The organism is Nocardia vaccinii NBRC 15922 (genome assembly GCF_001613305.1).
GTDB classification, from domain to species: domain Bacteria; phylum Actinomycetota; class Actinomycetes; order Mycobacteriales; family Mycobacteriaceae; genus Nocardia; species Nocardia vaccinii.
In genome coordinates, this window is record NZ_BDCC01000028.1 from 120,593 (window position 1) to 141,634 (window position 21,042).

Below are 21,042 nucleotides of genomic sequence, written 5' to 3' on the forward strand. Positions count from 1 at the left end.
CCAGGTTACTGGGGCGGCTTGGGTGCGTTCCGGTCGGATTCGAGCGTCACCGGAATCGTGACCTGCCGGCCATCCCGCACGATCTGGAAATCGACCTTCTGACCGATCTGCTGGGACATCACCGCGACGGTGAGTTCGGCCTGCTCGGTCACCTCGCGATCGCCGACCTTCACCACCACGTCGCCCTCGGTCAGACCGGCCTTGGCCGCCGGACTGCCGGCCACCACGTCGGCGATGGCCGCGCCGCTGAGCGTGTCGTTCTCGACCTGCTTGGTCTTGGCGCTCACCCCGAGCCAGGGGTGTTCGATCCCGCCGTGGTGGATGATCGTCTGCGAGACCCGCTTGACCAGATCGACCGGGATCGCGAAACCGAGACCGACCGAACCGCCGCTCTCACTGCGGATCGCCGTGTTGAGGCCGATGAGCCTGCCCTGACCGTCGACCAGCGCGCCACCGGAGTTGCCGTGGTTGATCGCCGCATCGGTCTGCACGGCGTCGAAGGCGCCGGCGGTGTCGTCCCCTGCCTCCGGGGTTTCCACCATCGCGCGATGCAGCGCGCTGACGATGCCCGCGGTCACCGTCTTCTGCAGACCCAGCGGGGAGCCGATCGCGAGAGTGGCGTCGCCGACCTGCACGTCATCGGATTTACCGAGCCGCGCGACGGTGAGGTTCTTGACGTTGTCGACCTTGAGCACGGCGAGGTCGGTCTTGGGGTCGCGGCCGACCAGCGAGGCCGGCACCCGGGAACCATCGGAGAAGGTCACCTGGATCTTGCCGTGATTGGTCTTGTCCATCGCGACCATGGAGATCACGTGATTGTTGGTGACGATATATCCGCCGCCGTCGATGACCACGCCCGAACCGAGCGCGCCGTTATCGCCGACGGTTTCGCGGATCTGTACCACCGAGGGCATCACGGAGTCGACCACCTTGGACACCGAACCCTGCGGTTTCCCCGACACGCCGTCCTGGGCCAGCGTGACCTTCTTGGAGGTCAGCACCGAGGTGGCCTCTGCGGTGAGCCGACCGACCAGACCACCGGCCAGGCCGATGACCAGAGCGATCGCGCCGAGAATGGCCAGAGCCTTGGGCGCCACGCGGCTGCCGAAGAGAACCTCGCGAGCGGTGAGTTCGATGCCCGGAAGCAGGCGTGCGGGCTGCGGAGTCTCGATCGCGGGCGCGCCGAGCCGGGCCGCGGCCTCCGGATCCCGCCACGGGTCGGCGGGCGGGGCGGGTGCGGCGGAATCGCCGGCCGCGTCCGGATCGCGCTGGAGCAACTCGTCGGAACCCGCGGGCCGCCCGAATGCCTCGGCCAGCACCGCGTCGGGCGGCCGGTTCACCAGTTCGGGTGCGTCGGCCTGCTGCTGCGGCGTCGCGGTGTGCGGGGCGAAGGATCCGCTCTGCCCGTCGGGGCGGCGGAACGCGCGTGCGGTGTGCTTGTCGATCTCGGGCCGGTAAACCGGCCGTGGGCCCAGTACCGGTGCGTCCGACGGCCTCAGATTCCCCCGATCGGCCGCCGAATCCGACGCGGGCGACTGCCCGGCAGCCCCGCCCGCCGCGGATTGTGATCCGGTGTTCGTCGATTCGGTAGTCACGACGACACCTCGCTAGCGCTCGGCCCCGCCGCGCCCACGCGGTGCTCTGTTAATGGTTCACTCCGCTGCGCTCCGTTCACGGTCCAGACTCTACTTGCGCCACCAACCGGTCCACCGCTTGCTGTCGGAACTCAATTCCCGGTCCGCCGAAAAGGCGAAACGGAACGAATCCGTGCGCAGGCCCAGGAAACTCGCGCCGCGGGAGATATCCTCCACGCCACTGCCGGCGAGGTCGGCCAGCGGAATCCGGCTCAGCGTGTCGTGCAGATCGTGCGGTGCGGAAATCTGCATCTGGGCGGCTTGACGCAGGGCGATGCGGGCCTGCTGTTGCGCGTCGACCTCCGCGGCGCATTCGGGGCAGCGGGCCAGATGCTCGGCCGCGCGTAGGTACGGGTTCATCCGCAGCTCACCGTCGACGTAGGCGGCGATGGCCTCGCTGGCCAGGTGTTCGGTCGGAGCGAAGCGAGGCCGGCGTTGGGGCGCTCTACCGGCCGCGTTACCCGAATCGCGCTCCTGGCCACTCATACGGTGCACACACCCTTCCGACCTGACAACAGCTGGCACCAACAGAATTCTCGCCGTCGGCGACGGCCGTAAATTACCCGACCTTCTCCGCGGCGGCGAACCGCGGCTGAGATCCATTATGCGCAAGGTACTCCCGCAGCGCTTGACGCCCGCGGTGGATGCGACTGCGCACGGTGCCCAATTTGACGCCGAGCGTGGCGCCGATCTCCTCGTAGGACAGGCCCTCGATATCGCACAGGACGACCGCGGCGCGGAATTCGGGCGCGAGTGCGTCGAGTGCGGATTGCAGGTCCGGGTCCAGGCGCGCGGCGTGATACGCCTGTTCGGGATCGGGGCCCTCGGAGGGCACGCGGTCGTAGTCCTCGGGCAGCGCCTCCATCCGGATCCGATTGCGTCGTCGCACCATGTCCAGGAACAGGTTCGTGGTGATGCGATGCAGCCAGCCCTCGAACGTGCCGGGCTGATAGCTCTGCAACGACCGGAAGACGCGGATGAACGTCTCCTGGGTGAGATCCTCGGCGTCCTGCGGATCGCCGGTGAGACGGTATGCCAGCCGGTAGACCCGATCGGCGTGCTCGCGGACCAGCTCGTCCCAGCTCGGCATCATGGCGCGGTCGCCGGTGGCGTCGAAGGCCGCGGTGCCCGACAAGGGATCGGGCTCGGCGAGTTCGGCCTCGACGGCCTCGTCGGGGTGGACGGTGACCACGACAGGATCGCTGCCGTCCGCCGCGGGCAGGGCATATTCGGCCGAGTCGTTGTCGACCGGCAGACTCGACTCGGGAAGGGTGGCGAACTCACGCGCCGCATCGACCATGTGGATGGGGTTACCTCCTACTCGGGACCGTGCCCCGGCATGCGCACGACTCGTATCGTGTATCGGGTACAACCGCCGATCCGTATCGGGTTGTTCCCGGGTGCCGGGCCGACGGTCGGTCGGCCTTTGCGTAGTGCTTACTAAACGTGGTCCCGATGTGGCCGTGGTATGGGGAGCCTGAGCGACACCTGAGAAAAACTGCGCTGCGTCGCCGGGCCGTCCCGGTGATCCGCGATTAGCCTCATACGCGTGAGCGTCATACCCACCGCATCGGCCCTGCAACGCAACCTCGCGTATGTCGAGGATTCCGTGGTCGAGGACGAGGTTCTGCTCGCCGCGCGGGAGCGGGCCACCGAATTGGGCGCCACGCCCGTGCCGCCGTCGGTGGGCGCGCTGCTGAGTATGTACGCGCAGCTGCTCGGTGCGCGGGCGGTGGTCGAGGTGGGCACCGGTGCGGGGATCAGCGGCCTGTGGCTGCTGGACGGCATGCGTGAGGACGGCACGCTGACCACGATCGATTCCGAACCCGAACACCAGCGCTCGGCCCGCGACGCGTTCCGCGCCGCCGAGGTCGCCCCCGCGCGCACCCGGCTGATCAACGGCCGCGCCCTGGACGTACTGCCCAGGCTCGCCGATGGCGTTTACGACCTGGTGTTCATCGATGCCGCACCACTCGAGCATCCGCAGTACGTCGAACAGGGTGTCCGGTTGTTACGCGAGGGCGGCGCGATCATGTTGCACAACGCGTTACTGGGCGGGCGGGTGCCCGATCCGTCGCAACGGGACGCCGCTACCCAGGCGGTGCGCGCGGCCACTCGGGCGATCGCCGAGGATCCGCGGTTGACGAGTGTGCTGATTCCGCTCGGCGACGGCTTGCTCTGCGCTTCGCGCGGATAGCACCGCAGGTCACAGGCCCGATCGCGGTTCGTCGCGCCGAACCGCGAGTACGACACGCCGGAAAAACCGGACAACTCTTGCGTGCGGATTGAACGGCTGTTTAGTATATTGAACATGTGTTTAAAGATGTCGCCGTACCGGAAGGATCCCCCGAGGATCTGAGTACTCGCGCCCGCATCCGTGAGGCCGCGATAACAATTTTCGGGGAGCAGGGTTTCGGGGTCGGGGTGCGTGCCATCGCCGCCGCGGCGGGCGTGTCACCCGGCCTGGTCAACCATCATTTCGGCTCGAAGGACGGGCTGCGGCAGGCATGCGACGACCATGTCCGCGGGTTCATCCGCAAGGCCAAGATGGAGTACATGAGCAACCCGTCTCCGAAGGGGCTGCTGCAGGCGATGGCCGAGGTCGAGGAGTTCGCGCCGTACCTGGCCTACCTGATGCGCACCCTGCAGGCCGGCGGTCCGCTGGCGGTCGAGATGTTCGACCACATGATCGCCGATATGGAGACCTATCTGAAGGTCGGCATCGAGAACGGGTCGTTGCGGGCGCCGCTCGACCTGAAGGCGACCGCTCGCTACATGGGCCTGCAGAACGGCGGGGGCTTCCTGTTGTTCATGCAGCTCTATCTCGCCCGGCACGACGGCGTGCCCGACTATCCGAAGATGCTGCGGGAGTACGCCGACGTGATGATGCTGCCCGCGATCGACCTCTACACCAACGGCCTGCTCACCGATTCGATGGCGCTGGACACCTTGCTGTCCGGCCGCGAAAGCACTGACGCACAACATATTCCACCCACGAACCCATCCGGTGCGGGGGGCTGATTCCGGGGACGAATCCCGCGGAGTCACGGTCCGCGCCACGAATACAGGAGATCCGATGTCATCGGCAATCGTCGTCCGGCAGTTGCACAAACATTTCGGACAGGTACGCGCCCTCGACGGTCTCGATCTGGACGTCGTCGAGGGGGAGGTGCACGGCTTTCTGGGCCCCAACGGCGCGGGGAAGTCGACCACCATCCGGATTCTGCTGGGCATCCTGACCCACACGTCCGGCACCGCCGAGATCCTGGGGCGCGACCCGTGGACCGACGCGGTCGCACTGCACCGCGATATCGCTTATGTACCAGGCGATGTCACGTTGTGGCCGTCGCTGTCCGGCGGGGAGACCATCGATCTGCTCGCCCGGATGCGCGGTGGGCTGGACGCCGATCGCCGGGCCGAGCTGATCGAGCGTTTCGAACTGGATCCGCGCAAGAAGGCGCGAACCTATTCCAAGGGCAATCGGCAGAAGGTCGCCCTGGTCTCGGCCTTCTCCTCGCGGGCCCGGCTGCTACTGCTGGACGAGCCCACCTCGGGCCTGGACCCGTTGATGGAGCAGGTATTTCGCGAATGTGCCCGCGAGGCTGCCGAGCGCGGGGTGACGGTGCTGCTGTCCAGCCACATCCTTTCCGAGGTCGAGGCGCTGTGCGACCGGGTCACCATCATCCGCGCCGGGAAGACCGTGGAGAGCGGTTCGCTCACGGAGATGCGGCATCTGAGCCGCACCTCGATCAAGGCCGAATTGATCGGTGACCCAGGCGATCTGAGTCGGATCGCGGGTGTGGAGGACATCAACGTCACCGATCACACGTTGAGCTGTCAGGTCGACGGCGAACATCTCGGTGAGCTGATCCGCGTGCTCGGCGACGCGGGCGTGCGGAGTCTGGTCAGCCAGCCGCCGACACTGGAAGAGCTGTTCCTGCGCCACTATTCGCTCGACGCCGATGCCTCGTCCGCCGACGGCCATCACCTCGCGGAGGCGGCGAAATGAGCACAGCGACCCTGGCCGGACCTATCGGCCGTGCCGAATCATCCAGTACGGCATCGGAATTCACTGGTACCTGGCGGCTGCTGCGGCTGTATCTGCGGCGTGATCGGGTCGTGCTGCCGCTGTGGGTGCTGCTACTGTCCCTGCCGCTCGGCAGCGTCTACGTCAAGAGCACCGAAAAGGTGTACTCGAGTCCGGATCAGTTGGCGCACTTCGCGCATACGATCAACACCAGTCCCGCCCAGCTGGCCATGTACGGGCCGGTCTACAACACGACATCCGGCGCGGCCGCCGGACTGTGGAAGGCCGGGATGTTCTTCACCATCATCGGCATCGCGACGATTCTGACCGTCATTCGGCACACTCGCGCCGAGGAGGAGACCGGTCGCGAGGAGTTGCTGGCCTCGACCAGGGTCGGTCGTCTGGCCAATCTCACTGCCGCGCTGCTGGTTTCGTGTACCGGCGCACTGGCCACCGGTCTGCTCGCGGTGGTCAGCATCAAGGGGGCGGGCGTGGATGCGCACGGGGCCTTGGCCTTCGGGCTCGCGCTGGCCGGATCGGGCATGGTGTTCGCCGCCGTCGGCGCCGTGGCCGCCCAACTGTCCGCGAGTGCGCGCACCGCCCGCGGGGTCGCCTTCGCCGTACTCGCGGTGACCTACGTGCTGCGCGCGGTCGGTGATGCGCGCGCCGCCGACGGCCCCGCCGCTCCGCTCAGCTGGTTCTCCCCGCAGGGCTGGTCGATTCAGGTGCGTGCGCTCTCCGGGGATCACTGGTGGATTCTGCTGCTGCACCTGGCGACCACGATCGTGCTGATCGGAGTGGCGTATGCGCTGCTGCGGCGGCGTGACATCGGGAGCGGGCTGATCGCCGAACGTCCCGGTGCGCCCGTCGCCGCGGCGGCTCTGTCCGGACCCTTCGGGCTGGCCTGGCGGCTGCAGCGCGGCACCCTCGTGGCGTGGGCCGTAGGGCTCGGGCTGTACGGGTTGGTCATCGGCAGCGTCGTCAACGGGATCGCGAACGAGGTCGGCGGCAGTAAAGCGGTGCAGGACATCATCGCTCGGATGGGCGGGGCCAGTGCGATCGAGGACGCCTTCATCACGACCGCGTTCACGCTGCTGGGCCTGGCCGCGGCCGCCTACGCGATCTCGGCCACGCTGCGGCTGAATTCGGAAGAGTCGGCCGACCGCGCGGAGGTTGTGCTGACCGGATCGGTCGGCCGGATCCGCTGGGCCGCCTCGCATCTGGTGTTCGCGCTGCTGGGACCGGTTGTGCTGCTGCTGGTCTCGGGCGGGCTGGCCGGCCTGGCGTACGGGATCGCCGCGCACGATATCGGCGGCAAGGTGCCGCGGGTGCTGGGTGCGGCGCTCGTGCAACTGCCTGCCGTCTGGCTCTTCACCGGCGCCGCGGTACTGCTGTTCGGGGTGCTGCCGCGCTGGGCCTCGGTGGCCTGGGGCGTGTTCACCGCTGGCGTGGCGTTGTTCCTGCTCGGCTCGATCGCCGGTATGCCGCAATGGGTTCTGGACATCGACCCGTACAGCCATCTGCCGAAACTGCCCGCCGAACCGTTCGCCTGGACTCCGGTCGTCACCCTGGTGGTGATCGCCGCCGCGCTGCTCGGCGCCGGGGCGTACGCCTTCCGGCGGCGGGATCTTCGCTGAGAGTTCGTTCGCGGATTCCATTCGATACGCCCCCGCTCCGATCCGGGGGCGTATCCTTCTTCGTCGGATCGCTCCAAGTCTGTGCAACCACCTGCCCTACGGCTACCCGCAGAAAGCCGCCGCGCAGCCGGTCGAGTGGTCACGAGGGGTGACGCGGCATGATCGAATTCGTGGAAATCCAGGACGAACTGGGTGAGCACATGCCCGGCGGCTTCATCGGGCCACTGCTGGTGGTCTTCGGTCTGGTGGTCGCCGTCGCGCTCCTGGTCCTACTTCTGGTCAGCGGCGCCCACTTCGACGACCAGCAATCCTCGGTCCTCACCACCCCCGGCACCTGCGCCCCCTTCTGCGCCGCCGACCCCACCGCCACACCGCCATCCGTACATCCGAGTTGACCGATTTCGGCCTGCCGAGCCCGCGCCGCAGGGCGACCGGATTCTCGCGATTCGACACCGGTTGCGGCGCGAACCCCGACCGCTCACCCGGGCTGACCAGCGTGCCGACCGATCCGGAACCTCCGGCCACCGGATTCGTCCCGAACCGATATCATTGGGGCAGTTCGCGATTCGGTTGTGGGGTGATGGGCAGTGGTGATCCAGCGTGCAATCCTTATCGAGGTCTTGCCGCGCGGTTGGATCGTGCTCGTCGGAGTGGTCCTCGGCTTCGCCGTCTTCGTCGCCCTTCTGGTCATGCTTCTGGTGACCGGCGGGTTCAGCGGTCGTCACTCCACGACTCCCACGCCCACCCCGACCCCGGGTACCTGCTATCCCTTCTGCACGGCGGGGCCGAATACGCCTCCGCCGGGCTGGAAGTAGCGTTCGGCTCGGACAACCCTCGACTGGTGGCCGATCCGCCGCCCTATCGGCCCGCCGCCACCCTGCGCGGCCCTCGGCATCCGTGGGTCGACGTGGATCGAATCCTGCCCTGACCCGGCTACACCCAGACACCTTTGCCGACGGTCACCACGCCCCCGTTGCTGACGGCGAATCGCTCACGGTCCCGCTCCAGGTCGACACCGATTATCTCGCCCTCGCCGACCATGACGTTCTTGTCCAGGATCGCGCGCCGCACCACCGCCCCGCGGCCCACTCGCACGCCGGGGAGCAGGACGCTGCCCTCGACGGTCGCGCCGTCCTCGACGAACACATTCGAGCTGAGTACGGAATTGCGGACCGTGGCGGCGGACAGGATGCTGCCGGAGCCGACTATGGACTCCTGGGCCAAACCGCCCTGGGCGAATTTGGCGGGTGGGAAGTTTTCCGCGGCGCCGCGGATGGGCCAGTGCCGGTTGTAGAGGTTGAAGACGGGGTGCACCGAGACCAGGTCCATGTGGGCGTCGTAGAAGGCATCGATGGTGCCGACGTCGCGCCAGTAGCCGCGGTCGCGGTCGGTGGAACCCGGGACGTCGTTCTCGGCGAAGTCGTAGACCCCGGCCTCACCCTGGGAGACCAGGGTCGGGATGATGTTGCCGCCCATGTCGTGATCGGAATCCGAATCGTCGGCGTCGGCGCGTATCGCGTCCACCAGCGCTTTGGTGGTGAATACATAATTGCCCATCGAGGCGAAGGTCATATTCGGATCGTCCGGGATGCCGGGCGGATGGGCGGGTTTCTCCAGGAATTGGGTGATCCGGCCGGATTCGTCGGAATCGATACAACCGAACGCGCCGGCCTCGCTGCGCGGCACCCGAATTCCGGCCACGGTCACCCCGGCACCGGAATCGATGTGATGGGCAACCAGCTGTTCGGGGTCCATCCGGTACACGTGGTCCGCGCCGAACACCACGATGTAGTCGGGATCCTCGTCGTAGATCAGATTGAGCGACTGCATGATCGCGTCGGCGCTGCCGGTGTACCAGCGCGGCCCCAGACGCTGCTGCGCGGGGACCGGGGTGATGTATTCGCCGCCGAAACCCGACAGCCGCCAGGTCTGCGAGATATGCCGGTCCAGCGAATGTGACTTGTACTGGGTGAGAACGCATATCCGCAGATATCCGGCGTTGACCAGATTGGACAGCACGAAATCGATCAGCCGGTACGCACCCCCGAACGGGACCGCGGGTTTGGCGCGATCCTTGGTGAGCGGGAACAGGCGCTTGCCCTCACCACCGGCGAGCACGATCCCGAGTACGTGCGGCTGGCTCCTCACGAGTCCAACCTACCGCCCGAGGCGGGGACGGGTGGTGATGAAGAAGGTGAACGATTAGGTTGGACCGGTGAGTCCCCGTGTACTGAGCGGCGATCCCCAGGAACGCGACCGGCTCCGGGTCGCGATGATGACTCGTGAATATCCGCCCGAGGTTTACGGCGGTGCTGGGGTGCACGTCACCCAGCTGACCGCGAAACTGCGAAGGCTGTGCGATGTGACCGTGCACTGCATGGGCATCCCCCGCAACGACGCGGTGGTGCATCAGCCCGATCCCATGCTGTACGCGGCCAATTCCGCCATGCAGATGATGTCGGCGCAGCTGCGGATGGCCGATGCCACCGACGGTGCCGACGTTGTCCACTCGCATACCTGGTACACCGGCCTGGCCGGACATCTGGCCGGCGCGCTGTACGGGATTCCGCATGTGCTGACCGCGCATTCGCTCGAACCGCGGCGGCCGTGGAAGGCCGAGCAGCTCGGCGGCGGATACCGGTTGTCATCCTGGTCCGAGCGCAATGCGATGGAGTACGCCGACGCGATCATCGCCGTCAGCGCGGGAATGCGGCGCGATGTGCTGGACGCCTATCCGTCCATCGATCCGGACCGGGTGCACGTGGTGCACAACGGAATCGACGCACAGGTCTGGCATCCCGGCGGCCCGGTTCCCGAGGCTCGCGACGTGCTGGACGAGTTGGGTGTGCGTACGGATCTGCCGATCGTCTCGTTCGTCGGGCGGATCACCCGGCAGAAGGGCGTCGCCCATCTGCTCGCCGCCGCCCGCGACTTCGATCCCGGAATCCAGCTCGTCCTGTGCGCCGGGGCGCCCGACACACCGCAGCTCGAGGTCGAGGTGTCGGCGGCGGTGGCGAGTCTCGCCGAACGTCGTGGGCGAGTGTTCTGGGTGCGTGAGATGCTGCCGACCGAACAGGTGCGCCAGATCCTGGCGGCCTCGTCGGTATTCGTCTGCCCCTCGGTGTACGAGCCGCTGGGCATCGTCAATCTGGAGGCGATGGCCTGCGGTACGGCGGTCGTCGCGTCGGACGTCGGCGGAATCCCGGAGGTGGTGTCCGCGGCCACCGGGCGGTTGGTGCACTACGACGGCGAAACGCCCGAGGATTTCGAGCACGGTCTGGCGGAGGCGGTCAATGCCGTCGTCGGCGATGCGGCGCTGGTCGAATCCCTCGGTGTCGCCGGACGTGCACGCGCTATCGCCGAATTCGACTGGGCGCGGGTCGCCGCCCGCACCGTGGCACTCTACGAACGTATCCGCAAGGGCTGACCGCGCCGAATTATATTGCGGCGCAACGGTCTTCTATGCGCCGGCAGCGGACGTGCGTTCGGGCCCGCACGCCCGGCCGAATGTGGACACCGTGACCGAGGCCGTCACCCGGACGATCTCCGGCAGGTCGGCGATCCGCTCGGCGCGCTGTTCGGCGGCGTGGTGGGCAGAGGGACCCATGGCAGCGACATCGGCGATGTCGTTGTGGGTGAGGTTCATCGAGTACTCCACGATGCCGCGCTCGCGAAGGCTGAAATGCGCGGACATCGTCTCCGCGAGGCGGTCGTCCTTGGCGGTGTCCACGCCGATCATGGCCAACGGCTCGATCAGCTCGGACAGGTGGCGCGGCGTCGGGGTGACCACCGTGACCAGGCCGTCCGGGGTGAGCGTCCGGGCGATCTCCGCGGCGTTGCGTGGTGCGAACACCGACAGCGCGTGATCGATCCGGCCGTCCCCGATCGGCAGGCCGCGCCAGGCGTCGGCGAGGATCGAGGCGGCGCGAGGGTGGGCGCGAGCGCCGCGCCGGGCGGCGGGCTTGGACACGTCCAAGGCGATCCCGTGCGCATCCGGCGCGGCGTTCAATGCCGCGGCCAGGTAATACCCGGTACCGGCGCCGATCTCGAGAATCGAGAATGGAGACGATCGAGCGTCCCGGCGAACGGCGTCGGCCACCGCGTCGGCGATGGGTTCGAAATGGCGCGCATCCTGAAAAGCGGCCCGTGCGTCCAGCATGGCCGCGGTATCACCGGACATTTTCGTCGACGCACCCGTCAGCAGGCTGACGTATCCCTGCCGGGCGATATCGAAACCATGTCCGCGCGCGCAGAACAATGAACGATCGCGGACGGCCAGAACGTCACCGCATTCGGGACAGGCCAGCAAGAACGCGACCGTGGCGAGCTGTGTCGCCGGATTCACCACTTCGGGCGAGTCGAGCGACTAACTCGTGACTTGGGTGAGCTCTTTGCCCAGAGCCGCCGCCTCATCGGGCGTGAGCTCGACGACCAAACGCCCGCCACCCTCGAGTGGAACCCGCATGACGATTCCACGCCCTTCCTTGGTTGCCTCGAGGGGACCATCCCCGGTGCGGGGCTTCATGGCCGCCATCCTCTGCTCCCTCCAGATCCGCGCGGTCTTCTGCGCACTTTCTTGGAACTCGTGTTGTCACCAACAGGTAGCCCGCCGAGGCGGCGATCGCCGCGCCGAGGGGCTACACCAGGCCCATTCTTCCCTATTGCGGAACTGGGCGGGTACCGGAGCTCCAAAACCGACCAGCCGGGCGTGTGCTCACCCGTGCGCGTCGATCCAGCAATCGGCCAGATGATCGTTCACCATCCCGGTCGCCTGCATCAGCGCATATGCGGTCGTCGGCCCGACGAAGCGGAACCCGCGGCGCTTGAGTTCCTTTGCGAGAGCGGTCGATTCGGGTGTGACGGCGGGCACATCGGACAGTGTGCGCGGACGTGCGCGCGGCGCCGGAGCGAAGGACCAGATCAACTTGTCCAGACTAGTGTCCATCTCGCGGGCAACTTTTGCGTTCGTGATACACGACACGACTTTGGCTCGATTGCGCACGATGCCCGGATCCGCCAGGAGTCGGTCCACATCGGCCTCGCCGAATTCGGCGACCCGCTCGATCGAGAATCCGGCGAAGGCCGACCGGAAGGCCGGACGCTTGCGCAGAATGGTGATCCAGGACAGTCCCGACTGGAACGCCTCGAGGCTCATCCGCTCGAACATCGCGTCGTCGCCGTGTAGCGGGCGACCCCATTCCCGATCGTGATAATCCCGATAGAGCTGCGAGGATTCGGCCCAAGCGCAGCGCACGCGGCCGTCGAGGGTGGCGGGTCCGTCGGTGCTCACAGCTGCCCCGGCGTGGTCTGTCCAGGCTGTCCCGGCCAGGTAGCGGACTGGTTGTGCGGTGATTGGGTGGGCGTCGTGGTGGCGGGTGGTAGCGACAGGCTTCCGGTCGACGGCGCTGCCGGCTGCCCGAAACCGACCGGCTGGTCGGAAGTGGTTCCGGGGGCGTACGCGTTCTGGGCGGTGGAATATCCGCCCGGACCAGGGGCAGGCGTCGGGCCGAAGGGGCTGCTCGGTTGCTGCTGTCCGGGGACGGCGGGCGCGGGGAGCGGGCCCGTGCTGGTTCCCAGTGCCGGAGGCGTCCAGGGGCCCGTCTCGGCCGGGTTGTGCCAGGGAATCTGTCCGGTCGGATTCCCGGGCGTGTCGGACTGTGCGGCGGGTGCGTAACCGACGGCGAGTCCGGCCAGCGACGAGTGCATTCCATCGCTCCGGCCGGGCGTGTCTCCCGACGTTCCGCCACCCTGTCCGCTCGAACCGGCGCCCGGGCGTTCGATCCTGGACTCGCCGGGCGGATTCGGAGTTCCGGCGGGCGGTTCGACGGCGGGGTGGGCGCCGGTCCATGCGCCCGGGATCACGCCGGGACCCGTCTGCTCCACGGGTTCGGCGGCCTCGTGGTGGCGTGGCGCCTCGCCGCGGGCCTGGGCCAGCTGCGTCTCCAACTCGTCGATGCGGGCCGCGAGCCGGGCCAGCGCCCAATCCACCTCGCCCGCCTTGTATCCCCGGAAAACCTGCTGGAAGCGCAGATCTCGCACATCGGCGCCGCTGATGTCGTGGGCGGGCAGCACGGTCTCGGTCGTCCCCTCGGGCAGCGGCCCCAGTTCCTCCGCACGCCCGAACACCGCGCTCGCGACCAGAAACAGCAGCGCGGCGACCAATCCGACGATCAGCACGTACAGCAGCATCGTGAGCATGCGTTCGAGAATAGGGGGCGGGACCGACAGGACCTACCGCCGCTTCACCTTTCGCCGGTACGCCGGAAACAGTAGGCGGATGCGGCCAGGTACTGCCGGCAGCCGCCACCGTGCCCGGCGTGTACCGCCAGGATGAATCGCGCCAGCTCGTCGGTGAGTTCGGTGGGCTCATGGGAGCAGTTGCGGCTGTTCATCAACCACATGTCCCTGGTGTCGGAGGACGGTGTGTTCATGGGGATACCTCCTGGGTGATGGGCGCACCCGACGCCGGGAAAGGTGGCCCCGACGACGTTCGCGAGCTTCGTGAGGTTGCGCGCCGTTCGGTGAGCCCGCCGCTGCCGCCGTGATGGCGGGGATCGCCTGCCACGGTGCGCGATGACTCCGGCTGCGGTGGATCGACGCTCGGCGCCTGTACCCCTTCTACTTTGGTCGTTCTCGTACCGATGCGAAATCGCACACCGTTGGCGTTGGTGTTGGCCTACTGTTGGCACCAAGGCACGAAACACGGAATTAACAAATACTCACAACAGGACTCCCCATGGTGTTGGGTCGGCCGTGGACCGGCTTCGAAGCAGTGGCGCTGCAGGCGGCTACGCGAAAGTCCGTGCGGGAGTTCGCAGCCCACCTCGGCGTGGAGATGACGACGGTCGCCAACTGGCGCGCTGGATTGAGTGCGGTCACCCCGCGCCCGCTCACTCAGGAACTACTCGACACCCTGCTGGTTCAGGTGGGGCCGGACGTTCGCGAGCGTTTCGAGCAGATCCTCGCCGAGGGGGAGGCCGCGCTCGGCCCGCGGCGGCTGCCCGCCCGCCGCGCCGTCGCACCGGTCGCACCGCCCGTCGGCGACGACGCGACGCTGCTGGCCCGGCTCGACGATGCCCGCGCCCTCGTCGATCGCACCGTGGCCGCCTGCACGGTCGGCCCGGTGATGGTGGATCTGATCGAGGAGCGGGCCGCCGGACGCGTCCTGGCCTACACCCGCACGCCGCCGGCGCAGGTGCTGGCCACGGTCCTGTCGGATGTACTCGAGGTCCAGGCAGTGGCGACGCAGCGTCAGCCCGCGGCCATCCAGTCCCGGCTTTCGGAGGTCATCGCGGTCCTGGGCCTGCTGATCGCGGACGCGCTGATGAAGCTCGGCCAGATCGAGCGGGCGAACTTCTGGTACGGCACCGCGCGCATGGCCGCCGACGACACCGGCAATCTGCGGTTGCGGGCACAGGTGCGGGCTCAGCACGCGATGCTCCCGTACTACTACGGCAATCCGGAGCAGGCGGTGGTGCTCGCGCGGGCCGCGCAGGCACAGTTGCCGGAAACCGCTGATGACGCAACGGCTCTGGCCGCTGCCGCCGAGGCGCGGGCGCTGGCCCGGCTCGGTGATTCCGCCGGTGCGGATCTTGCCCTGACGCGGGCGGTGCACCGCACCGCCGAACTCGGCGACAGCACCACCGACGAGGCGTTCCGATTCGGTGAAAAGCGTCTGCTGCTTTACCAATCCGGCATTCTGACCAATCTCGGGCGCACCGCCGCGGCCCGGCGCGTGCAGGAACAGGCGCTGCGGCTGTACCGGATGAGTCCGGGCGTGGTGGTCGATCCCGCACTCATCGAACTCGACACCGCGATCGGCTACGCCGTCGACGGTGCGGTCGACGAGGCGTGCGAGCTGGCTACGCAGGTTCTGACCACGCTTCCTTCGGAACATCGCACCACGATCGTGCTGACCCGGGCGGCCGCGGTGGTAGATGCCATCGGGGACCGCGGCCGCGGCCGTCGTCCGGTGGACGAACTACGGCATCTGGTGTCCGTCGAAGCGGGGGGCGCGCGATGATCACCACGTTCGAACCGGCCGAATCGGTGGCCGCGGCGGCGTTCACCCCGGAGCGCACTCTCGCGATACTCGAAAGGGCCTGTAGTTCGGCCGGTTTCGAGCCCTCCGGCGCACAACTGCTGCGGCACCACACCAATGCGGTGTACCGGCTGGTCAGCGCTCCGGTCGTCGTGAAGATCGATCGGCCCTACCGGGGGAGGTCGACGGTCGACGTGGTCGCGCTGGTGCGCTGGCTGCACGCCCGGCAGGTGCCGGTGGTGGCACTCGCGCCGGTGCGGCAGCCGATGGAGATCGGCGGCTGCGCGGTGACGTTCTGGCGCTACCTGCCACAACATCGCGAGATCGTCGCCCCGGATCTCGCCGCGCCCCTGTCGAGGCTGCATTCGCTGCGCACCCGCCCGCCGCAGTGGCTGCCGGCCCGCCATCTGGCCGATACCTTCAGCCGGATAGCGCAATCCATTGCGGCGAGCCGGATCCTGACCGCCGAGGACCGCGCACTGCTGCGGGCCGAACGAGCCCGTCTGGCCGCTCGCGCCGCCGATATCACGTTCGTGCTGCCCCCGAGCCTCATCCACGGCGACGCCCATCACCGGAACATGCTGTGGGACAGCGCAACCGGCCGCGGCGTGCTGTGTGACTGGGAGAGCGCGGCCTTCGGCCGGCCCGAATGGGATCTGGTCACCCTCGAGGTGCACTGCCGCCGCTTCGCCCACCCCGCCGTGGAATACGAGAAGTTCTGTCACGCCTACGGTTTCGACATCCGCACCTGGCCCGGCTACTCCTGGCTCCGCGACCTGCGTGAACTCCGGATGATCACCACCAACGCCTACAAGTCCGCCCCCGACACCGCCTGTGCCCGAGAAGTCCTCCGCCGCATAGCCGCCCTCCGCTCGGGCACCCCATCCCGCTGGCACATCCTGTAGCGCAGCGCTTTTCGTTCTTGCGTGGGAGCGATACGACCTGTCGGCTACGCCCTTGCCGTCGGACGCCATCGCGGTTTCGCGGACACCCGTGATGAGCCGTCGAGGTAGCCGCCGCCCCGGCCTGTGCGGATCTCCTGCCGCTCGCGATGCCTGTATTCAAGGGATTGACGTGCCGCTATTTAACGTTACGCTAGTCAGTGGCAGATAGCGAAGTGAACTTCACACTCGGACGTCACATGGATGACGCTCGGGAACGAGGAGCAGAATGAGTCGACACCCATCCCGCCCTATCCGGACACTGCTGGTCCGCATAGCCAGCGCGTCCGCGCTGGCCCTACTGCCGGCGGTCGCGCTCGCGGCGCCCGCAGCCGCCGCGCCCGTGGCGCTCGAACCGGCCGACAAGCCCGTGTGGGACCACCACCCGGGCACATCGACTGAACACCACCCTGGCAAATCGGAACACCACCGGCCCAGGGCCGCACATCCCGGGCCGCATCCGCGCCACCGCCGGCCGCACGATCGCACCCAATTCAACCAATTCAACCAATTCAACCAGTACAACCGGTACGACGAGTACAACGATTACACCGAGGATGACGACGACGATTACGGCGATCCCGGCGCGGAGCTGGGCATCCCCGTTCTGCCCCCGAGTGGCAGCAGCCTGCCGAAACTCCCAGGCTTGCCGTGACCGCCGCTTACACAACACGTTCCGCTACTGCTGCCACACGGCAACAGCAGGACGGGATGCGATCCGGCCGAGAATCCCGGCCGCCACAACGTCTCGCAGCGGCGGCTAGGGCGACACTCTGGCCGAATTCAGCATCGCTCCGGACACATGTCGGCCGGATTCTCGACTGATAGACGGCAAGTGGACACAGATCACGCGGTACCCTCGGCAACATGTCCAGCGGCGATGCGTTGAGAGAGCGCACTGGTAACTCGTCGAGTATGTCCGGAAGGTGAATAGACTCCCGACCGTCGGCCCGACGTGAAAGCCTTCCCGCTCTCAGCGGCGCGCTGAAGCTACGGGGAGGCGGGGGAGCGTCTGGTGGTGTCGATGCCCAGGGACATGCCTGCCAGGCCGCGGCGGCGGACAGCCAATTTCTCGGCGATATCCCGCAGGACCTGTGCGGCCGGGTTGTCGGGAGCGCTCAGGACGATGGGCGTGCCTTCGTCGCCTGCTTCGCGGAGTTCCTGGGTGATCGGAATCTGGCCCAGCAGGGGAACTTTCGCGCCGACGGCCTGGGTGAGGCGATCGGCGACGTCCTGGCCGCCGCCGGAGCCGTACAGCTCCATGCGGGAGCCGTCGGGCAGATCCAGCCAGGACATGTTCTCCACCACGCCCGCGATGCGCTGCCGGGTCTGCAGGGCGATCGCCCCGGCCCGCTCGGCAACCTCGGCCGCGGCCGGTTGGGGCGTGGTCACCACCAGTATCTCGGCATTGGGGATGAGCTGGGCGATGGAGATCGCGACGTCACCGGTGCCGGGCGGCAGATCCAGCAGCAGGATGTCCAGATCGCCCCAGAACACATCGGCGAGGAATTGCTGCAGCGCGCGGTGCAGCATCGGTCCGCGCCACACCACGGGCGTATTGCCCTGGGTGAACATGGCGATCGAGATGACCTTCACATCATGCGAGATCGGCGGCATGATCATCCGCTCGACCTGTGTGGGCCGCTGATCGGCGCCGAGCATGCGGGGCACCGAATGGCCGTAGATGTCCGCGTCCAGCACACCCACCGACAGACCGCGCGCTGCCATCGCGGCCGCGAGATTGACGGTGACACTGGACTTTCCGACACCGCCCTTACCGGAGGCGACCGCGTAGACGCGGGTCAGCGAACCGGGCTGGGCGAAGGGAATCACCGGTTCGGCGGCATCGCCGCGCAACTGCTTGCGCAGTTCGGTGCGCTGCTCGTCGTTCATCACGTCGAGTTCGACGGTGACCGCGCCCGCGCCCGGCACATCGGCCACCGCGCGAGAGACCCGATCACTGATCTCGGTGCGCAGCGGGCACGCGGCGGTGGTCAGGTAGATCCCGACGTCGACGGCGCCGTCGTCGCCGATGCGAATGTCCTTCACCATGCCCAGTTCGGTGATCGGCTTGCGAATCTCCGGGTCGATCACCTTCGCGAGGGCGCCCCGCACATCCGATTCCGTAACCACTGGCATGCAGCCGAGTCTAGCGACTGTATTTTCGGCCTCCGCTCCGCTCCGGCGGGTTCGCGGCCCCGGGGTCTCACCGCTCGGCCCCGCGCCGGGTACTCGTTCCCCGCACCCGCCATGCGTCCGAGCGGTGAGACGGGCCGCGAACCTTGGAGTCGGCGTTGTCCGGGATGGGCGGGCCTGGGCGATGTTTGTCGTCCTTCGCCGGGGTGGTTCGGCCGGGGCCGGCGGCTGGGTCAGATCCTGGGCAGGTCCGCGGCGTGCGGGGTGACTCCGGTGCGGTAGGCGGTCTCCCACGCCATGACGTTCGCCACGTAGGCCATCGAGTTGTTGTAGCGCATGATGGCTCGCGACTGCTGGGACAGATCACGCATGTCCAGTCCGCCCTCGCACAGGTACTTGCCAGCCGTCAGCGAGGCGTCGTAGATGTTCTGTGGATCGGAGATTCCGGAGCCGCGGGCGTCGCCCGCGTACTTGCGATAAGTCTCGGGCAGGAACTGCATCGGGCCGACCGCGCGGGCGTAACTGGTCATCCCGTCGAGGGCGCCGCCATCGGTCTCCGGGACGACGTTGTTGCCGTAGAGGCTGCCGTCCAGGACCGGGCCGTAGATCGGCTCGAGTGGATTGCCGTCGGCGTCGAGTTTTCCGTACGCCTGATGTGATTCGACCTGACCGATACCGGCCAGCATCGACCACGGCATATGGCAGTTCGGGTCCTCCTGGGCCAGGATGTGCTCGGCGTTCTGGTAGGCGGAGTAGGCCACGCCGGGCATGCCCAGGGGCCCGGCCGGAGCCTGCGCCTCGGCCCGATTCTCCGGCAGCGCAACCGATTCCACGACCGGCGGCCCGGCATGTCGCGCCAGGTGCATGGTCTCCTCGGAGACCGCCGCAGCGGCGACCTGAGCCTGGTGTGCGCCCGAATTGTGTTGCGCCGCCGACAAGGCCGCGAACTCTCCGGTGTTCAGCTCCGAGGCGGAGGCGGTGCTGACCGTCACGACCCCTGCGGGGACGAGACCGGCCAGTGCGATAACAGATCCGCGCCGGAATACTGGCTCCGGCTGCTTGCGGTGACGTCCCACTGTGTGGTGACCCTCCAATGCTCGCTGTGAGCTTTGTGTGACACAACGATTGAAGGTTACCGCATCCGAGATCTTTTCGTTACTCCTTCGTGATGCTCTTCCCGGTTTAGCTTCAGCGTGGGGCCGGAGGCAGCGGGATGACGATGCCGAACGGCAACGTGATCGCGGGCGGCGGCGGCGCGACGGTGGGCGCCGGCGGTGGTGGCGGCGGGGCGGCCTCGGGCGTCTTCGCCGGTGCCGCAGGCTGTTGCGGCTGAGTTGCCGGTGCCGGCGGCGGGGTTTGCTGGGCATTCGGCGCGCCCGGGGCGGCCGGTGGCTGGGCTTGCGCTTGCGGTTGGGTGCAGGACGCGGGCTGCTGCGACTGCTGGGCGTTCGGGTCCTGTGGGCCGGGATTCGCGGCCGGATCGCCCGGCTTCGCCGGTATGCCCGGAATCACCTGGCCCGCAAGCGTTCCCGGAGCCCACCGCAGGAATCCGGCGAGCGGGTTGTTCGGATCCTGATTCTGTGCCGGAACGGGCGTCGTGGCGGGGTCGCAGGGCTTGGGCTGCTGCGGCGCCGGGCAGAAGATGCCGCACGGAATCGGCGGCAGCCCCGGGAAGTTGATCATCACCTGGGTCGGCGTCGGCGCGGGCTGGCTGTTGTCGGTGGTGACCGGAGCCTGGGTGGCCGGACCCGGGGTCGTGGTCACCTTCGAATTGGCCGCTGTCATCTGCGAACCCGCACCCTCGGGCATCGTGCCGGGCGGCACCGAATCGGGAGAGATGGTGACCTGGGTCGGGACGCCGCCGGTCCGGTAGGCATTGGCCCAGCTCAACACGTTCGAGGCATAGGCGAGAGAGTTGTTGTAGCGCAACACCGCCCGCAGTTGCTGCTGCGGATCGCGCAGATTCAGCCCGCCCGAGCACAGGTATTTGCCCGCGGCGAGTGCGGCGTCGAAGACGTTGTTGGGATCGGGATGACCGTTGCCCCGACCGTCGGAGGCGTATTCGGCCCAGGTTCCGGGCAGGAACTGCATCGGGCCGATGGCCCGCACGAAACCGCCGTCACTCGCCTTCAGTACCTCGTTGCCGGGCAGCGTGCCGTCCAGCGCGGGGCCGTAGATGACCCCGACGGTGGTCCCGTTGGCGTCGGTGCGGCCGTTCCCGGCATGGTTCGACTCGATCTTGCCGATACCCGCCAGCAGACTCCAGTTCAGCCCGCAGCCCGGATCCGAGGACGCCAATGCCAGTTCGGCATTGCGATAGGCCGCCAGCACGATTTCCGGGATGCCGAAGACACCGGCTCCGCCCGGGAGCGAAATGTCCTGCAGCGGCATCGTGCCCCCGAACAGCGGAAGGCCGTCGGTCGGGGCGGACATCGCGCGAAGTTTGCGGGGCGGTTCGGGCGCGGCGGGAACGAGACCGATGGCCTCGTCGGCGGGGGAGGCGGCCGCATCGGCGGGGTCGGTGGCGGCCGCGAGTTGCGGTTCGGCCACGGCTTGCGAGTGCGAGTGCGCGGCGGTCTGGGCCGCCGAACTCGAGGCTACTAAACCAGCCGCCACCAGCGCCGAT

Annotated in this window: 22 protein-coding genes; 10 read left to right on the forward strand and 12 right to left on the reverse strand. The window is 67.9% G+C overall.

Going from position 1 to position 21,042, the window contains the following annotated elements:
* Window positions 1-5: 5 nt before the first annotated feature.
* The 3 genes from NV1_RS19140 to sigE all read right to left on the reverse strand — a co-directional run bounded on the left by NV1_RS19140 (window position 6) and on the right by sigE (window position 2,934).
* Window positions 6-1,595 (reverse strand): S1C family serine protease, encoded by a 1,590-nt coding sequence (locus tag NV1_RS19140; RefSeq protein ID WP_084525519.1) that lies wholly within the window; start codon window positions 1,593-1,595, stop codon window positions 6-8.
* Between the two features lie 90 nt (window positions 1,596-1,685).
* A complete protein-coding gene (locus tag NV1_RS19145) occupies window positions 1,686-2,120 on the reverse strand; it encodes a zf-HC2 domain-containing protein (protein WP_067893125.1) in 435 nt (144 codons plus the stop codon).
* A gap of 73 nt (window positions 2,121-2,193) precedes the next feature.
* Window positions 2,194-2,934 carry an RNA polymerase sigma factor SigE gene (sigE, locus tag NV1_RS19150; protein ID WP_084525520.1) on the reverse strand — a complete coding sequence of 247 codons (741 nt, stop codon included), beginning with the start codon at window positions 2,932-2,934 and terminating at the stop codon, window positions 2,194-2,196.
* Window positions 2,935-3,192: 258 nt separating this feature from the next.
* On the opposite strand from sigE, the gene NV1_RS19155 reads away from it, so the two are divergent.
* The 6 genes from NV1_RS19155 (at window position 3,193) to NV1_RS19180 (ending at window position 8,113) form a co-directional block, all read left to right on the forward strand.
* Complete coding sequence (locus NV1_RS19155; protein ID WP_067893274.1) at window positions 3,193-3,831, forward strand: O-methyltransferase; 639 nt, start codon at window positions 3,193-3,195, stop codon at window positions 3,829-3,831.
* A 116-nt stretch (window positions 3,832-3,947) separates the two neighbouring features.
* Window positions 3,948-4,655: a TetR/AcrR family transcriptional regulator gene (locus tag NV1_RS19160; RefSeq protein WP_067893127.1), complete on the forward strand. Its 708-nt coding sequence runs from the start codon at window positions 3,948-3,950 to the stop codon at window positions 4,653-4,655.
* A gap of 55 nt (window positions 4,656-4,710) precedes the next feature.
* Entirely contained in the window at window positions 4,711-5,643 is a 933-nt protein-coding gene (locus NV1_RS19165) for an ABC transporter ATP-binding protein (RefSeq protein WP_067893129.1), read from the forward strand.
* Window positions 5,640-7,298, forward strand: coding sequence for an ABC transporter permease (locus NV1_RS19170; protein ID WP_067893130.1), 1,659 nt, complete (start codon window positions 5,640-5,642; stop codon window positions 7,296-7,298). Before NV1_RS19165 ends, NV1_RS19170 begins: the two co-directional genes overlap by 4 nt.
* A gap of 158 nt (window positions 7,299-7,456) precedes the next feature.
* Window positions 7,457-7,693, forward strand: coding sequence for a hypothetical protein (locus tag NV1_RS19175; RefSeq protein WP_067893133.1), 237 nt, complete (start codon window positions 7,457-7,459; stop codon window positions 7,691-7,693).
* A gap of 192 nt (window positions 7,694-7,885) precedes the next feature.
* The gene (locus NV1_RS19180) at window positions 7,886-8,113 is read left to right on the forward strand and encodes a hypothetical protein (protein WP_067893135.1); all 228 of its coding nucleotides are present in this window, start codon (window positions 7,886-7,888) and stop codon (window positions 8,111-8,113) included.
* Between the two features lie 118 nt (window positions 8,114-8,231).
* On the opposite strand, the gene glgC is transcribed toward NV1_RS19180, so the two are convergent.
* Window positions 8,232-9,446, reverse strand: a complete 1,215-nt coding sequence (gene glgC / locus NV1_RS19185) for a glucose-1-phosphate adenylyltransferase (RefSeq protein ID WP_067893137.1) — start codon at window positions 9,444-9,446, stop codon at window positions 8,232-8,234.
* A 124-nt stretch (window positions 9,447-9,570) separates the two neighbouring features.
* Between glgC and glgA the strand changes: the two genes are divergently transcribed.
* Window positions 9,571-10,725, forward strand: a complete 1,155-nt coding sequence (gene glgA / locus NV1_RS19190; RefSeq protein WP_067893276.1) for a glycogen synthase — start codon at window positions 9,571-9,573, stop codon at window positions 10,723-10,725.
* Between the two features lie 33 nt (window positions 10,726-10,758).
* Here the strand turns inward: glgA and NV1_RS19195 are convergent, their stop codons facing one another.
* The 5 genes from NV1_RS19195 to NV1_RS43635 all read right to left on the reverse strand — a co-directional run bounded on the left by NV1_RS19195 (window position 10,759) and on the right by NV1_RS43635 (window position 13,729).
* Window positions 10,759-11,643 carry a putative RNA methyltransferase gene (locus NV1_RS19195; protein WP_067893278.1) on the reverse strand — a complete coding sequence of 295 codons (885 nt, stop codon included), beginning with the start codon at window positions 11,641-11,643 and terminating at the stop codon, window positions 10,759-10,761.
* A 21-nt stretch (window positions 11,644-11,664) separates the two neighbouring features.
* Window positions 11,665-11,832: a DUF3117 domain-containing protein gene (locus tag NV1_RS42215; protein ID WP_083895957.1), complete on the reverse strand. Its 168-nt coding sequence runs from the start codon at window positions 11,830-11,832 to the stop codon at window positions 11,665-11,667.
* A gap of 180 nt (window positions 11,833-12,012) precedes the next feature.
* Window positions 12,013-12,588, reverse strand: coding sequence for a DNA-3-methyladenine glycosylase I (locus tag NV1_RS19200; RefSeq protein WP_067893139.1), 576 nt, complete (start codon window positions 12,586-12,588; stop codon window positions 12,013-12,015).
* Window positions 12,585-13,496 carry a DivIVA domain-containing protein gene (locus NV1_RS46840; RefSeq protein WP_373864629.1) on the reverse strand — a complete coding sequence of 304 codons (912 nt, stop codon included), beginning with the start codon at window positions 13,494-13,496 and terminating at the stop codon, window positions 12,585-12,587. The genes NV1_RS19200 and NV1_RS46840 overlap by 4 nt, the downstream gene beginning before the upstream one ends.
* Before the next feature lie 44 nt (window positions 13,497-13,540).
* On the reverse strand, window positions 13,541-13,729 hold the full coding sequence (locus NV1_RS43635; RefSeq protein ID WP_157117128.1) for a hypothetical protein: 189 nt from the start codon (window positions 13,727-13,729) through the stop codon (window positions 13,541-13,543).
* Between the two features lie 305 nt (window positions 13,730-14,034).
* Between NV1_RS43635 and NV1_RS19210 the strand changes: the two genes are divergently transcribed.
* The 3 genes from NV1_RS19210 to NV1_RS19220 all read left to right on the forward strand — a co-directional run bounded on the left by NV1_RS19210 (window position 14,035) and on the right by NV1_RS19220 (window position 16,935).
* Window positions 14,035-15,321, forward strand: coding sequence for an NsdA family TPR-like regulatory protein (locus NV1_RS19210; RefSeq protein ID WP_157117130.1), 1,287 nt, complete (start codon window positions 14,035-14,037; stop codon window positions 15,319-15,321).
* Window positions 15,318-16,244 (forward strand): aminoglycoside phosphotransferase family protein, encoded by a 927-nt coding sequence (locus NV1_RS19215; protein ID WP_084525521.1) that lies wholly within the window; start codon window positions 15,318-15,320, stop codon window positions 16,242-16,244. The genes NV1_RS19210 and NV1_RS19215 overlap by 4 nt, the downstream gene beginning before the upstream one ends.
* A gap of 265 nt (window positions 16,245-16,509) precedes the next feature.
* On the forward strand, window positions 16,510-16,935 hold the full coding sequence (locus tag NV1_RS19220; RefSeq protein ID WP_067893143.1) for a hypothetical protein: 426 nt from the start codon (window positions 16,510-16,512) through the stop codon (window positions 16,933-16,935).
* Between the two features lie 335 nt (window positions 16,936-17,270).
* On the opposite strand, the gene NV1_RS19225 is transcribed toward NV1_RS19220, so the two are convergent.
* From NV1_RS19225 to NV1_RS19235, 3 genes are all read right to left on the reverse strand, one after another.
* A complete protein-coding gene (locus NV1_RS19225) occupies window positions 17,271-18,419 on the reverse strand; it encodes an Mrp/NBP35 family ATP-binding protein (protein ID WP_067893145.1) in 1,149 nt (382 codons plus the stop codon).
* A gap of 230 nt (window positions 18,420-18,649) precedes the next feature.
* Complete coding sequence (locus NV1_RS19230; protein ID WP_067893147.1) at window positions 18,650-19,492, reverse strand: lytic transglycosylase domain-containing protein; 843 nt, start codon at window positions 19,490-19,492, stop codon at window positions 18,650-18,652.
* 112 nt (window positions 19,493-19,604) lie between these two features.
* Window positions 19,605-20,966, reverse strand: a complete 1,362-nt coding sequence (locus NV1_RS19235; protein WP_245713796.1) for a lytic transglycosylase domain-containing protein — start codon at window positions 20,964-20,966, stop codon at window positions 19,605-19,607.
* Window positions 20,967-21,042 lie beyond the last annotated feature (76 nt).

Coding starts and splice junctions, on each gene's coding strand:
- NV1_RS19145 (WP_067893125.1), bottom strand. CDS start 2,120: ATGAGTGGCCAGGAGCGCGATTCGGGTAACGCGGCCGGTAGAGCGCCC.
- sigE (WP_084525520.1), bottom strand. CDS start 2,934: ATGGTCGATGCGGCGCGTGAGTTCGCCACCCTTCCCGAGTCGAGTCTG.
- NV1_RS19165 (WP_067893129.1), top strand. CDS start 4,711: ATGTCATCGGCAATCGTCGTCCGGCAGTTGCACAAACATTTCGGACAG.
- NV1_RS19170 (WP_067893130.1), top strand. CDS start 5,640: ATGAGCACAGCGACCCTGGCCGGACCTATCGGCCGTGCCGAATCATCC.
- NV1_RS19175 (WP_067893133.1), top strand. CDS start 7,457: ATGATCGAATTCGTGGAAATCCAGGACGAACTGGGTGAGCACATGCCC.
- glgA (WP_067893276.1), top strand. CDS start 9,571: ATGATGACTCGTGAATATCCGCCCGAGGTTTACGGCGGTGCTGGGGTG.
- NV1_RS42215 (WP_083895957.1), bottom strand. CDS start 11,832: ATGGCGGCCATGAAGCCCCGCACCGGGGATGGTCCCCTCGAGGCAACC.
- NV1_RS46840 (WP_373864629.1), bottom strand. CDS start 13,496: ATGCTCACGATGCTGCTGTACGTGCTGATCGTCGGATTGGTCGCCGCG.
- NV1_RS43635 (WP_157117128.1), bottom strand. CDS start 13,729: ATGAACACACCGTCCTCCGACACCAGGGACATGTGGTTGATGAACAGC.
- NV1_RS19210 (WP_157117130.1), top strand. CDS start 14,035: ATGGTGTTGGGTCGGCCGTGGACCGGCTTCGAAGCAGTGGCGCTGCAG.
- NV1_RS19215 (WP_084525521.1), top strand. CDS start 15,318: ATGATCACCACGTTCGAACCGGCCGAATCGGTGGCCGCGGCGGCGTTC.
- NV1_RS19220 (WP_067893143.1), top strand. CDS start 16,510: ATGAGTCGACACCCATCCCGCCCTATCCGGACACTGCTGGTCCGCATA.
- NV1_RS19225 (WP_067893145.1), bottom strand. CDS start 18,419: ATGCCAGTGGTTACGGAATCGGATGTGCGGGGCGCCCTCGCGAAGGTG.